The sequence below is a fragment of the Robbsia andropogonis genome (genome assembly GCF_034047095.1).
Taxonomy (GTDB): domain Bacteria; phylum Pseudomonadota; class Gammaproteobacteria; order Burkholderiales; family Burkholderiaceae; genus Robbsia; species Robbsia andropogonis.
This window is the reverse complement of record NZ_CP139166.1, coordinates 898,445-913,345: the sequence shown is the minus strand read 5'-3', so window position 1 is coordinate 913,345 and position 14,901 is coordinate 898,445. Positions and strand designations below refer to the sequence as shown.

At 56.9% G+C, this 14,901-nt stretch carries 6 protein-coding genes; 3 read left to right on the top strand and 3 right to left on the bottom strand.

Translation table 11 applies throughout. The annotated features are described in order from the left end of the window. Positions 1-2: 2 nt before the first annotated feature. Together SJQ66_RS08955 and SJQ66_RS08950 are read right to left on the bottom strand one after the other, a co-directional pair. Positions 3-2,603, bottom strand: a complete 2,601-nt coding sequence (locus SJQ66_RS08955) for a 2-oxoglutarate dehydrogenase E1 component (protein ID WP_081765148.1) — start codon at positions 2,601-2,603, stop codon at positions 3-5. Positions 2,604-2,810: 207 nt separating this feature from the next. Further along, positions 2,811-4,448 carry a methyl-accepting chemotaxis protein gene (locus SJQ66_RS08950; protein WP_024905239.1) on the bottom strand — a complete coding sequence of 546 codons (1,638 nt, stop codon included), beginning with the start codon at positions 4,446-4,448 and terminating at the stop codon, positions 2,811-2,813. A gap of 1,770 nt (positions 4,449-6,218) precedes the next feature. Here SJQ66_RS08950 and SJQ66_RS08945 point away from each other — a divergent pair. Together SJQ66_RS08945 and SJQ66_RS08940 are read left to right on the top strand one after the other, a co-directional pair. Continuing rightward, positions 6,219-7,280 carry a DMT family transporter gene (locus SJQ66_RS08945; RefSeq protein ID WP_253465944.1) on the top strand — a complete coding sequence of 354 codons (1,062 nt, stop codon included), beginning with the start codon at positions 6,219-6,221 and terminating at the stop codon, positions 7,278-7,280. Between the two features lie 325 nt (positions 7,281-7,605). Further along, a complete protein-coding gene (locus SJQ66_RS08940) occupies positions 7,606-7,842 on the top strand; it encodes a hypothetical protein (protein WP_036012496.1) in 237 nt (78 codons plus the stop codon). 715 nt (positions 7,843-8,557) lie between these two features. Here the strand turns inward: SJQ66_RS08940 and SJQ66_RS08935 are convergent. Continuing rightward, a complete protein-coding gene (locus SJQ66_RS08935) occupies positions 8,558-9,838 on the bottom strand; it encodes an IS4 family transposase (RefSeq protein WP_320533958.1) in 1,281 nt (426 codons plus the stop codon). Positions 9,839-11,039: 1,201 nt separating this feature from the next. Between SJQ66_RS08935 and SJQ66_RS08930 the strand changes: the two genes are divergently transcribed. Then, positions 11,040-14,810 (top strand): hypothetical protein, encoded by a 3,771-nt coding sequence (locus SJQ66_RS08930; protein ID WP_320533957.1) that lies wholly within the window; start codon positions 11,040-11,042, stop codon positions 14,808-14,810. Positions 14,811-14,901 lie beyond the last annotated feature (91 nt).

The window sequence follows — 14,901 nt, the reverse complement described above, 5'->3', positions numbered from 1 at the left end:
CCTCAGTAGCCGAGCGCGTCGCGTACGAGCCGCGCTTGTTCCGTCCGATGCGCACGCTGTGAGGCATGCGCTCCCGACGGGGTCGCCGTGCGGCAGACCGCTTTCAACGCACACCTCGAAGGTAACGCCGCCTCTATTTCTTCACGCACGCTTCGCCACGCGCCTTGATTCGCATCTTCTTCCTGTGTCCACACCACGTCACGCAGGTTCGGATAAGCGGCGAATGCCGCGCCTAGTTCCGTAGACGGGAATGGATACAATTGTTCAATGCGCACCAGGGCTACCGTGCCGTCGTTCTCCGCAGCGCGGCTGGCTTCCAGTTCGTAATAGAACTTGCCGCTGCACAAAACGACGCGCGTGACGCTCTCGGAAGCACCACGATCCTCAGGGGCGATCACGGGAAGAAAACGGCCTTCCACGAGATCACGTACACATCCGTGCGAGGCTGGGTCTTCATAAAGGCGAGACTTCGGCGACATTACGATCAGTGGTCGGATAGCATTCGATGCAGCCTGTTCACGCAGCAAGTGAAACCATTGCGCGGACGTGCTCGGCACGGTGACGCAAAGGTTGTTTGCCGCGCATAACTGCAAGAAGCGGCCCAGATAGCCATTCGAATGTTCGGGCCCAACGCCTTCGTGACCATGTGGCAGCAGCACCGTCAAGGCGGACTGCTGCCCCCATTTATATTCGCCGCTGGCGATAAACTGATCGATCATCACCTGCGCGCCGTTGGCGAAATCGCCGTACTGCGCCTCCCATATGGTCAGGCGGGATCGCGTCTGTACGCTGTATCCGTACTCGAATCCCAACACCGCTTCCTCTGTCAGCGGTGAATTGACGATGTCGCATTGGCCTTGCGCACCAATATGCTGCAATGGGACATAGGTGCTTTCATCTTCTGGCAAATCCCCTTGCGCATGCCAGACCGCGTGCCGGTGCATGAACGTGCCGCGACCGACGTCCATGCCGGAAATGCGCAAACCCACGCCGTCGTCCAACAGGGTGGCGTAAGCCAGGTTTTCCGCGAGTGTCCAGTTAACCGGAGACGTTTCCTGCGTCGCTGCCGCTTTCCCGTTGTCGATCAGCCGCCGGACCTTTTCATGTACCCGCAGGCCCGGAGGAAGCGTAGTTAATGCCGCGATGGTCGCGTGCAGCTGCACTTCCGGGCATCCCTGTGTCGCTCCCGTTCGTAACGGCAAACGGTTCGACGCCGAGTCCGTGCGCTTTATCCTGGTGTTTTCTACCGCCACCTCGCCAAGGCGATTTAGCGCCTCGGTGCGTAGCGATTCAAGTGCGGCTACGCCGGGAATCATCGCGTGATATCGCTCGCATACCGGGATATGCCCATCGATTTGTTTCTGCCACTGCGGCTGCGTCACCGCAGGGAGGTCATGTTCAGAATGCCCCAGGCGTCGATAGCCGATCAGATCAATCACGACGTCCGTGCCAAAATGCATCCGGTAGTCAAACGCGATTCGGACTGCTCGCAGTACATCATCAGGATAATCCGCGTTGACGTGTATTACGGGGGCATCAATCATCCGCGTCACGTCAGTGCAAAAAAGCGGTGATTCGGCATTCATCCGGTTGGGTGTCGTGAATCCGATCTGGTTGTTCACGATCACATGAATTGTGCCACCCACCGAATAGCCTGCTTGACGCGTCATATTAAGCGTCTCGGGTACGACCCCTTGTCCCGCGAAGGCGGCATCGCCGTGCACGACGATTAATGCGCCGTCGGATTCCGGATGGTCATCGCGCCACGCCCGCGCCATGCCACTGACTACAGGAAACGCGCTTTCCAGATGTGATGGATTGCTGGCCAGCGTCATGTCGACATGGCCTGATGTTGTCGCGCGCGTGGTTTGCGCACCGAGATGATAGGGCAGGTCGGTCTGCGTGGCGGCGGTATCTGACAGCGGGTCGAGACATTCCAGCATATGCTGGGCCGGTACGCCGAAGAGATTGACGAGAATGTTGAGTCGCCCTCTATGCGGCATGGAGACAAACAGATGGCGCACCCCATTACGCCCGGCATTGTCGACCATCGCATCCATGAGTGGCAGAAGGCTTTCGCAGCCTTCCAGCGAAAAGCGCTTGCCATCCGGCACGGTCTGCGCAGCCAACCGCTCCCATGCCTCCGCCGCCAACAAACGGTGCAGCAGCGTTTCTCGTGAATTGGGTGCAACGGGGTCCGCCTGACTTTCGGATTCGATGCGTGCATACAGCCATTTACGGCGTGTCTCGTCGCGCAGGCCGGTACAGTCGAAGCCGATATTGCCGCAATAGGTGCGATGCAACCAGTGCGCCAGTTCGCGCACGGTCAATGCGCCGGGAAGCAAGTCTGGATCAAAGCCGCGCGCTTGATCGATGTCGAGATCGTGGAAGGCGGGCGCCAGTTCCCGGAGACGTGGAGCGGGAGAGAGGCCAAGCGGGTCGAGTCGTGCGATGCGATAGCCATGTTGCCGGTAGGCATCCGCGAGGCTTTGCGTCTGTTGCGGCGATGCAAGTGCCTCATGGAGACCGCGCGTCGCCGGCGACGAGCCCTTTATCACTGGAGAATGCAATACATCAGGATACTCGAATGGTGTGTTGGGCATGTCGGTCGATGTGTGATAAGCAGCCGTTGATCGGTTAGTGCAGCCCACCGCTTCAGTTGGAGCGTTGGACCGCCCGACGTCCCACCGCGATAAATCCGCGATGGTTTCGTCGCTTCATTTTTATCGTTTGTCTCCCCGCGTCCCTTCGGTGCCTCGTTTGTCTCTCTGTTTTGCCTGGCTTGATTCCGCTTTACGAGATGCCTCCCATCAAACGCCGGCCAGCACGGCGCGATGCCCCGCGTTGGGAAGGGCGTTGAAAGCCGCGGCTCCCGCAGTCGGGGATGCTCCTGCCGCCCCTGTTTCGTCAAGCCGGAAGGCGCTGACCAATTCCGCCAGCTCGCCTGCCTGGTCCTGCATGGACCGTGACGCCGCGGCACTTTCCTCGACCAATGCGGCATTTTCCTGCGTGGCGTGGTCGACTTGCGCAATCGCCTGGTTGATCTGCTCGAGCCCCTCGCTCTGTTCGCGACTGGAAAGCGTGATTTCCGAGACGACATCGGTCACGCTCTTGATGCTGTCGACAATCCGGAGGATCGTTTGTCCGGCGTCTCCCACCATCTTGCCGCCTTGCTCCACTTGCTCAACCGACTCGCCGATCAGCTCCTTGATTTCCTTCGCTGCTACCGCGCTGCGTTGCGCGAGTCCTCGCACCTCACTGGCGACGACGGCAAAACCGCGTCCGTGCTCGCCGGCACGCGCGGCCTCGACCGCCGCGTTCAGCGCGAGAATATTCGTTTGAAAGGCGATTTCGTCAATCACGCCGATGATGTCGGCAATACGCCTTGACGACGTATTGATCCCGGTCATCGTCTGCACGACACGTTCAACCGCGCCACCACCTTGTGCCGCCACTTCCGATGCCGATTCCGCCATCATGTTTGCCTGCTTCGCACGATCGGCGTTCTGCTTGACCGTTGCGGTCAATTGCTCGATTGCGGCCGCGGTCTGCTCCAACGCGCTGGCCTGCTGTTCGGTACGATTGGCCAGATCCATGTTGCCGGCAGCAACCTCGCTCGAGGCGCCTGCAATTGTGTCGGTACTAAGCCGCACTTTGGAGACGATGGCATTCAGGTTGCGTACCATTTGTCCAAACGCCGTGAGCAGGCGCCCGATCTCGTCGTTCGACGTCACTTCCACCTTGCACGTCAGATTGCCAGCCGCCACATCCTCGACCAGCTGAACGGCGCGCTGTACTGGAACGGTGATAGAACGCGTGATATATACGCTGATCACGCTGGCTAGCACAATCGCGCCGATCGACAAGAAGACCATTTGGAGCTGGGCGCCTTGTGATTCGGTGTTCGCGTCCGCGACGTTGCGGCTCATCTGAGCAGACTGATAGTCGACCATCTTGTCGACGAGTGCATAGTAGCTGGCCTGTAGTTCTGCCATGCGTCCTTGATAGAGGTCGCGCGCTTCAGGAATGTTGCCATCCTTGACCAATGCGAAGAAGTCACGAACGGCTTGGCCATAGGCGGAACGTGCGGTGAACTGCTGTTGGTACAGCGCCTTGCTCTCCGCATCCTGTGGCAATTTCTCGAATTTCGCGTAGGCGCTGGCGTTGGCTTCCCGTATCTGCGCGTACTGGTCCATGTACTTACGGGACTGTTCGGCCGACGATGACAGCAACAGATTGCTGAGAATGTTGCTTGCCCTGTCGCCGTTGCTCTTGATCTTGTTGCTCAACGCAATCAACTGATAATGCTCGTCGATCACGCTGTTCATCTTCTCCGTATTGTCATTCAGGTGCTGGGTCCCCAGCAACGCGACGGCGATCAAAAGGAACACGACCAAGGCGAATGCGAGTCCTAGTCGGACCCCAATTCTGAAATTTAAGAGTTTCATTTGGTGAGTATCTGTTTCGAAAATTTCAACTGAACCCCCCCGAAGGGGACGGTAACCATCTAGATCTGATTTCGCAAAACTCCTAGGACGTTGGCACTTGCCGCGCGCTTTACGATCCTGTGCGAGCCTGACATCGGCTCAGCGTAGTTAATGGACAATTCGCTCAGTCGTTTGATTACTGCAATGCGCCTGTGAGGCGATCGGGTACTAATACGTCTATAGCCATGCTGATAAATACGTTTTCACGAAGCGACTAGTGTCCTTACGGCACACACCTTGTGAAACTTGAGAAATTTTATTTGTCTAGTTAATTATGCATAAAAGAATCATACGTTTATGTGCCACAAAGAATAAAAAATGATGTCCACTGGTGTCGTAAAATCGACAGACCGTCCTGGAAATTGTGACGATATTGTGATATTGCAAAAGAAAAGCATCTAGATAGGTGTTGGCACTTGCACAAAATTGGTCCGGGAAGACGCTCAACTGATAGCCGCAAGTGCAACAAGCTGATCGGGTGCTGTCGGTGTATGTCAGGTGGGTTGCACACGTGACTGTCATCATTGACGTATCCGCCGTGCCAGCATATGCGGTCGTTGGGTGACGTCCGGGATAAGCATTGCATCCCTTATCGATGCGTTGGTGTGACGAGCTTACCCCCGGAGCGCAAGGAGTACAGGACAGGGGGTTTGCGTTTGCATCGTTGATGCGGTGAGCTTCTACCTGAGCGTATTGGTGGCAGAGGGAACTGCCACAATGCAAGTGAAAAACGCTCAGCGCGCTATACAAAACGGAAGTGACGGCTGGATAGCAGCGTGAAATGCATGAGACGCGGTCTACATGCCGGCAGGCACGCTTGTACTATTCTTCACGACGACCGTATCGAAGGCGAAGTTGAAACAAGAAATAGAATGGTTACTCGTAGGTAACATCATTCGGTTTTTAATTATACTATTTTAATAGTATAAGAAGTGCTTTCGATAACTGGTGTCATCAGGCCAGTTGAATGCTATCACTATCTGTGGTGATCAAGATAATTAGAGAAGATTTTTTGATAATTAATTTTTATATGTTGCTTGCTGACTTTGGAATATGTTCTAAAAATCACGGCCAATATAGAGTCTCATGAGGAAGTTGACTGGTTTGAGTGAGGTGTTTCTATTTTTTAGAAAATAATCAATGTTTAATATTTATTTTTGATATGCCGGTGATGCAGCATGAATAAGTCACTGCAATACTGAATCAAATCCCGGTTGACACGCGAAATATTCCGATCTGACGGACATTTAGAGATAGGGACGGGATTGGTCCCTGGGGCATGTGGCAATGACTGATGCCCTGGCAGACATAGGCGTGACATGTTAGTAATCGCGTATTTCGTTGAAAAACATACTTGCGACGTATCGACGTGTTGAAGGAAAGCGGATCGCTCAAGATACATGCCGTATCGTGCGCTATCGTTAAAACCATATGAGAATGTCTTGAACCAGGTGGCATCGTGAACGGCGTTTTATTTTGAGAAAAATGTGCTGTGCAGCTAAAAGCATCAAATGTCGTTGCAAAAATGCCATCGGTGGGTCTGTCGGAATGCCATGTCAGTTAATATTCCACAGAAAATGTTCACGAGTATTGACAGGCAAGAGGACAGATATCAGAACAGACCGAGCATTGACGATATGACCAAGTAATTCCGCTTTTGCCTTTTGGTGTCTTATCGACACGCCCACGAATCACGTTCATTTTTGCTTCATGCTATCTTAAAGGCACGCAATGCACTCTCGTTATAAGGCCGCCAGCTCTGCGCTTCTTGCGGCTGCTTTGTTTGGTGCGGCGACGCCGGTCGCCAAGGTCCTTTTGGGCTCGTTGTCCCCATTCATGGTTGCCGGCCTTTTTTACGTGGGTAGCGGCATTGGGCTGGCGGCGGGGATTGTGATCCAGCGTTGCCGCGCGACTGCACCTGAACGTTTGGACGGCAGCCGCATTGAGTTTGAAGATGTGCCGTGGCTCGTAGGCGCGATTGCCGCTGGTGGCGTGGCCGGACCTGCGCTGTTGATGCTTGGCCTGAACACGGTGTCCGCGTCGACGAGTTCCTTGCTACTGAATTTTGAAGCCGTGTTTACGGCAATGATTGCCTGGATCGTATTTCGCGAGAATGCCGATCTTCAGATCGTCCTCGGGATGGTTGCGATCGTGGCGGGTGGCGTGGCGCTGTCTTGGCAATCCGGCGGGGCGGACGTGTCCTCAGGGGCATGGCTTGTGGTTGGCGCTTGTCTCGCGTGGGCGATCGACAATAACCTGACGCGAAAAGTATCGACAAACAACGCGGTGGTCATTGCATGCGCGAAAGGGCTTGCGGCCGGTCCGGTAAACCTGGGTATCGCGTTTTCCATGGGTGCGCATCTGCCGAATGCAGAGACGATGACGCTAGCCATGCTTACCGGCTTCGCGGGCTATGGTATCAGTCTCGTGCTCTTTGTCGTGGCGCTGCGTAACCTTGGCACGGGAAGAACTAGCGCCTATTTCTCCGTTGGCCCTTTATTTGGCGTCGCATTGTCGCTATATCTATGGCCGCAAATGCCGTCACCGTTATTCTGGGTTGCGGCGGCACTCATGGGATTAGGCATCTGGTTGCATATTCGAGAACGGCATGCGCATCAGCACACGCATGAAGTGGTCACGCATAATCATCGACATCGCCACGATGCGCACCATCAACATAAGCACGACTTCGAGTGGGATGGTCATGAACCACATGCCCATCTGCATCAACATGAACCGATCACACACATGCATGCCCATTTTCCTGATGTGCATCATCGTCACATGCACTAATGCGGTACGTTTTGTTGTGTGTGAGCATGGCCGATCGGAGTATTCGCTTCACGTTAAAAAAGCCGTGGCATAGGGTTATGACGTGCCATGAATATTAGAATATGTTGGGTTATGTCGAGGCGAAGTGCTTTGTGGTTCCTCGTTCAGAGATGCAAATCTGATCGGCTGAGGGGGCAGGAACAAGTTCTGCTAAGGAGGTATACGCGTTGACAAAGCCACGTTAATTTGTTGATATAAGCGAAATGCGCTTTTAATGAAACGCGCGCCATCCATTATCGCTTCCGAGCCGAAAAGAAACAGCATATGCCTTTGCTATAGGATCCGCATGCACCACAATCAACGCCCCTATTCTCCTCCCCAGAAGCGCGATGATGCCATCGCCAAATTTAATGCACTTTTTAAAAGCGCTGACGAAGTAGAACGCGACACGCATACGCAACGGCTTGCCGAGGCACGCTTGAGAGCGGAAGAAGAGCGGGCCGTGGGGCGTATTCGAGCAATAGAGAAAGTCAGAGACGCCATTGCCGAGTATGGTTTTCAGAAAGCGGATCTTTATGGTTGAATGCACGATGACAAAGGCGCCGCGTGCTACACCAGATGTTTTCTCGTCATGTCGACATTGTTCGCGAAATGCTTGGCGTCATAATGATCTGCGGCAAGAAGCTTCGGTAGTGTGAAGTTTGGCAAATCATGGGCGCGATATCCGTTGTGGTCGATTAACTAACCGTCTATGACGGAATGAATTGGCCGCGGCTTGGCCAATGGATAAGTGTTCAAGACATAGAATCGTTTATTATCGACAGCGAAATTCCGGTTTAAAAAGTGCAATTGCACCGGTCCCAATCCGCAGAGGGGTTTGCGATAGTGCGTTTCAACCAGCATATGCCCGGATGCATCTTTACCGAGTGGTCGATCAAGATGGACAGACGGTGGACTTCTTGCTCAGGGCCAAAGGCGACGTGGCAGTAGCTAATCTATAAGGCATTCATACATATACCAAATATTTCCGCCAGACGAGCTATTTGCACTAGCGCCGTAATGAGAAGGTGCCGGAACTCGTGCAACCGACATCGCCAGCCGCCTAGCGGCATATCGATATGGGCCGCCACTATGCGTTCCCCTGCGGCGCATAGGCCATCGACCTGGACACCAGCATTCAGAGCCTGGCCTGGGAATGACGGAAACAGCGGCGCGAAATGCGCTCTCCACTATCACCCGGAACGTGCACCGTAGGCCGTGGGAACTTTTGGCGGTTTGGGCTACACAATGGCATTCGGTTAAGGCTTCGGCGCGGCACCAAACGAATTCCATCGCGTGCGGGGCTTGAAGGAGCGTCGCGGGTAGCGCCGCCCCGGGCGATTGCGTTGCCTGATTCGGGCCACTGCCGCCATCGCCTTATCCAGCCAGTCCGCAACAGTACGCCCTGCCATCAGAACAAGATTTTCCAGGTGGCGTCCGACAACAGACAGGCAATGCTTGAAATTGATCTTCAACGTCTTGCCGGATTGAGGCCATGAGATCGTGCGGCAGGATTCCTCTGGCCGGCCATTGGAAGGTAGCCGGTTGCGGGTATCTATTTCAAACAGTCGGGCAAGGTTGATCAGCAGGAAATGCCCATAGATCTCATGCTTTACACCGCGCTCCGTTTGCGAATGAAAGTCCTCCATGCCGATGATCTCTTTCGAAATCTTGTACAGCTCTTCGATGCCCCAGCGCCCGTGATACAGATCCGGAAAACAGTCTGCAGGATAACCGGCCTGATCCATCAGGGTCGTGGCATACACGTGGGTTTCATCCTCGATACGGCACTTCACCAGCCTGACTGAAAGCGGCTGAGGACCCACGGTGTGTCCGCGTTTTTTGAGCCCATGTTTCACTGCGGGCGACGGGACGTACTCGATAATGGCGTCCCTGCGCTCACTCCCCCAGAACGCGGCCACTTGCGAATTGGTGGTCCCCTGCTGCAGGCGGAACACCGCGTATTGTCCGCTGGCCAGAACCTGATGCAGCATCAGGTAGCTGAAGTAGCCCCGGTCGAAAATGACCAGATCTCCCTCCTCCAGTTTTGCCAGATGGTCAGGCACACAGCGGCGTTCATCGTTGTGGGGTACCAGTACGAAATCGTAGATCAGTTGTTCCTGCAGGTTGTACAAGCCGCTCACCATGCCGCAAGGGTAATGCCGGGTCGTCTCCCGCGGAGTTTTATAGCCGTATTCCAGCAGGCCGCGGGGCGCATTGATTTTCGAGCCGTCTATGGCGAAAACGCGATGCCCTTTCCAGTTCGGGGTATCCCGGTGAGCATGCCACAGTGAAATCAGTTCGTTGTTGAGCGTTTTAAAAATGGCTTCTGGAAGCTTTTGCCGGGCCTCACACAGCGACGAAGCCGCAACAGCATCGGTACGGGGCAGAGTGATCCCTTTGTCCGAACAGGACTCCCAGAGTGCGCACAGACTGCTGCCATAGCCCTGCCGGTTTCTACTCAAAACCAGCTTCAGGATGAATACGACCAGCAGCCGGGTATCGATCACGCGCTTACGTTTTCGCCAGATTGGATCCATGGCTTGACAGGTTTGCTCAAACAGTTCGCCGGCTTTTGTCCAAAACACTGATATTTCTTCATGAGGCATCGGGAAGAGGAACCTTGCTCGATTTTTTGAGAAAACTAGCATAGCGCTTAACCGAATGCCATTGTTGGGCTACACCCCCCAATCAGCGCGTCCGCCGCATTACGTCGCGCCTTAGATCGATAGCAGGTCTGGATGATGCCTGGCACCTCGCCTGCAAGCCGAATCGACCCCCGTCGGCGTGCCACCCCGTCCTTGGCTATCTCGCGGCGAGTAGATGGCCTCAGTCTTTTTTTGCTATCGCCTCAGCGATGATGTCAGCCTTGATCTTCTTCACTACATACATCTTGCGAAGCTGGGCGCTATCCGCTGTCTGCTATTTCATCTTCGCCATCAGCGAGACGCCCGCACCGCCGTATTTACCACGCCAATTGTAAAACGTGGCCACGATGATACGTCACTCCCGGCACATCTCCGCTACCGCCCAGCCAGGTTCTACTCGCTTGAGCGCGTCCTTGATCTGACTGTCCGTGAACTTCGACTTCTCTGTTCTATAAAACTCCCTTTGCTGGAATATCCCACTGTCACACGCGCGGATTGCGAGAAGCGATTACATTGATAAGGGAAACGAACTACTGGTTTCGTTTTGCGGAGCGGGTTTTCGTGCGGCGTACGCCATACACACTCCGCCGTAACTACGCTTGGGTTCCAATATGTTTCAACATACCGATGCCATCCCATGCCGCCCAAACTCCCCAGCATCTTGACTAGTGTTTGCGTCTCGCGTCCTTCGTCGCAACAAGCGGGCACAGGCGAGGCCGCCACGCCGTCCACGCCTGCCAGAAAAGCGTCCAGGCAGCGCGGCGAATTTAACGGTTTGAAGAAAGCCCCCCCGGCACCGCCTGCGCTGCCAGGCGCGCCTCAACCCAACGTCGGCATGGCGAAGCGGGTCGGTAAGGCGTTGCGTGCGCAAGTCAAGAACACATTCAGCTGCATGACCAAAGACGGTGCCAGCCGACTCGACTGGAACACACCCTTCAGCACACATTCGCGGACAGGCAAACCGACCACGCTGCGAGATTTCACTCACGTCAAGCGATTTGCCGAGCGGATTGCGGGCACGCGCGGCGATGCGCCTCAGCCCGGCAGCCCGTCGCGTTCCGGGCGTAGAACCAATGAGGCGCTCAATCATGCAATGACCGGCCTGCGCACTCAGATTTCGGCGATCGCGAATGCCAGCGCTAGCCTCCACGGCGATAACGCGCAACCAGCGCAAACGCTGCAACACGTTGATGACGTCATTGCCTACTGGGCGTCGCCGGAAGGGCAAGGGTTGGCCGGGAAAGTCAGTAGCGAACCCGATGCGTTCGTGACGGGGATTCGGGAGATGGCTGCTGCGCATTCGCCTGCGGTCGCCACGGCGGTCTCGATGGCGCTCGTGTCTGCCAAGGAACGTCTCGACCCGGACAACGCCACAAAGCTGAATGGCGACATTTTTTCGTACCTGAAGCATGCAGACCTAGGGGCTGAAATCGGCAACGCGAAAACGCATTCCGAGACATCGCGCGATACCCATATCCTCGCGCTGCGTGGCGCGCTGCAGCAGACGCGCGAGGCTCTGATGGCAAACCGGTGCACCACTGCTACCGATTCGGCTGGTGTGGATGGTGCGTCTTCGTCGGCACCGTCCCACGCCATACACGTCGAGGCTCTGCAGGCATTCATCCAAACGGTGCGGGATTTTCCTATCACCATGCGTGAGGCCGCGCGTCATGCGCCGCAGGCCCTTGCCGATTGGCCAGGGGTCCGCGACAGCCTAGGGAAGTTCGATGCACACAATGCCGAGGCAGCCGCAGCCTGCCTGGCCACGCTCGAAGCGGTGGCCGACGAAATCGGTCCGCAACAGCCCGCGCACGGGCAAAAGGGGCCGGTTGTGGTTTCGGCGCAAACCGTCGCGAAAATCCGCGACGCGCAGGAGGCAATGATCGCGGTTGTCTCTACGCCGAGGCACCTGCACACACACGACGAGCAGCTCAAGCATGCCGAATTGGGAAGGGCCGTAGCATGGGGCGCGCTGCAGCACGCCGCAGCCACCGGCAACTTCGAGGCTATGCTCGCCGCTACGGGTAATCATAGCCTTGGCGCCATCGAACAGGCCAACCTCCGCGTCCATCTACAGGCTGGTGCCGCGATTGCAACCGCACTGAAGGCCAAGCCGACGCCCGAGGCGCTGATTGCCGCGCGGCTTGCCCCGCACGAGACGGTGTCGAGCGCGACGAACTTCGCCCAGCGCGTCTCCGATGCAAGCGCCAAGCTGATCCATGGCGCCGGGCCGGCCACCCTGAGCGCCGGCGACAAAAGTGATCTAGTCGCATGGCGCAACGGCTTCACCGACGACGCACCGGGTTCCGACCTGAGCCAGCTTAAGGCGCGTATGTTTAAGTCGCTTACTTGGGTCAACCGAATGGGCGACGACCGGCATGCGTCACTGCCGAGCTACCACAAATCGCCGCTCTCCGCTGCACGCATGGGGATGGCACAGGGCGATCGCGCCGTCTTGGCGAACGAGCAGAAGGCACTGATGGCCGAGCTTGCGAAGCCGGCGGTCACCGAGGTAGTGCAGGCGGTTGCCGCAGAGATGGAACGCCTTTACGCCACCCCCCCATCGCTGCTAGCCGCTGCCGAAGAGGGGGAAACGCCTCGTGCGGATGCACTGACTGAAACCCATTGCCAATGGATTGCCTTGCGGGTCGCGCTTGATGACTGGATGCCGGAGCACAGCGCTGCGCGTCAGGGGCATCAACTTGTGCTGGGCCGCGAGTTCTCGCCTGCAGCATTGCCGGAAGATGTGGAGCAGCGCATTCGCAAGTTCACAGAGGACGCCGTACAAAAGGTGACATCGGGCTCCTCCGAAGCCCTGGAACAGGCGGTTGCCAACGTTCGGCAGCATCTTGGCAAGGTCCACCTGGGCTTTGAAGACGTGCATACGCTGGCCAACTTCTTCAATATCGAGCGCTCCGAGCCTTACGAGAAGGCCATGGAAACTGTCCGGAAAATTGCGGCCGCCCCTCCGCTTGGCCCCGCTGACCGATCGCAGCAGAGCGTACGCGCCATGGTGGTCGACTTCCTGAAGACGATTCCAGGTGGCAATACGGTCCGCTTCAGCCGCGGTACCAATGGCGGGTTTAGCACCAAGGGCGTTACGAGATCGCTCGTCAATGCCAAGAAGCGTCTGCTGGGCGTGCCAGTGGCGAGCAATGCCCGTATTGATCTGCGTTATGAGAAGGGACGTGAAGCGGTCGTCTCGATGTCATACCCTGTGCACGCCGCCGAACTGTTCATTGGCACGGAAAAGCGCCACCGAGCACGCATTGGCGCGGGCTGCTTCTTTGGCGCCAAGCTATTCAAATGCGGCCGCGCCGGCGCCAACGTGGATGTGAATCCGTACGAGTACGAGCGCACGGATGCCAACGGCCTCATAGTCCGGATCCCGCGCCGGACAGCGGCAAAAGAGGCGGAAGTCCGCGCGCTATTCTCGCGCGTGACCGACTTCATGTTTTCGGCGGCGGATGCACGGCACCGCACGCCCGAGGGCATGCCCGACGCCGATGCGCTGTTCCGTGCCTTCGCCAGCGAGTTCTACGCCGAGCAAGATCTGTCGATCAGTTGGATCAACCAGAAGACACGCGCCCACCGCAGCGAGATGTCGGCTGGGATCGCAGCGTCCGTCACCCAGCTGCTCAACCCTAGCCAACAACGAAAAAGCCAGCAAGAGACCGGCGCCCTTGGTACGAGCCTGGGCTACTCGTTTGAGAAGCAATGGTTGTCGACCTTCAAGCAGCTCGACGCCACCGGCACTTACCGAATCGCCAACCTGCGCGAGCAAAAGCTGAGCCGGCACAAGCTCAGCCTTGGACTCACTACCTCGGCCACGACCGGCAAGATCGGCAACACGTCGGCCGATCTGTTGGGTGGTGCGGTGGTCAGAGAGCGCGACACGAACGTGAAGTTACGCCTGGCCATCGATCGGGACAACGTGCTGCCGATCAAGTCGGTGGCCGATTTCGAATTCGACAGCGTCAACGACTACGCCCGGCACGTGGAGGCGACCAAGCAGGAGTGGGTAAAATTTTTCGCCTATCCACACAAGAACGATCCCGACGGTGGACTGGCTAAGGGACTTAAGGCAGTCAGCGACAATCTGGATACGGCCCGCCTCCTCGACACGCCGTACAATGCATTTTTTGTGCGGCGAGCCCTCACGACAGATGCCGCGAAAACGCTGAACCATCTGCAGCAGCTTTCGGAGGTGACGCCGCAAAGCGAGACGGAGCTGCGCACGCAACTGGCGGCGTCTTACACCAAGACCATCAATGCTCCCGACTCCTGGATGCCGATCGGCTTGCGTGCTTATGAAAAATACAATGAGGCCGATGGTTTCAATGTCAACGCGGGGCTGCGCCTGACGCAGAGCACCGGCTTGAAGGTCGAGCGGCAGATCGTGTTCGACACCATCGACGCCAAGCTGCTCAAGGAGTACGAAGCCGAGCTGACAGCAAGACAAAACGCGCCGCAACAACCAACCCAGGCCGAGGCTTCAGACACCGTGCCTCCGTCGCCTCGTCCGCTGCGGCGCGAGGGTTCATTGGACACCCTGGCACGTCCGAGCGCGCAAGGCGGACGATCCGAGATCGAACTGGCAGACGAAGAGCCCGTCAGCGAACCGGTTTCGGTGCCGACGCGCGAGGCTTACCGGCCTACTTCGCTTGCCGCCATGTTCGGCAGGTCTTCGTCGCGTTCGCAGCCGGAATCGCGGCCCGACGATACTCGCGCGCATCTGGAGCGCTTGAAACAGCAAATGGATGTGAAGGCTGGCATTGCGCCTGCTCCGAAAAAGTCTGGCGATCTCTCCCGCAGGCTGTTCGGGCAACGTAGGGGCGCTCCAAAAACCGGAGAACAAAGTTAGTGGGCGTCGGATGCCGCCACCTTGGGCGCCGTACCGGGGGAAGCCCGCTCTATCATTTCTGCTGTACGTCGTTTCGAGGCAGGGTCACGCT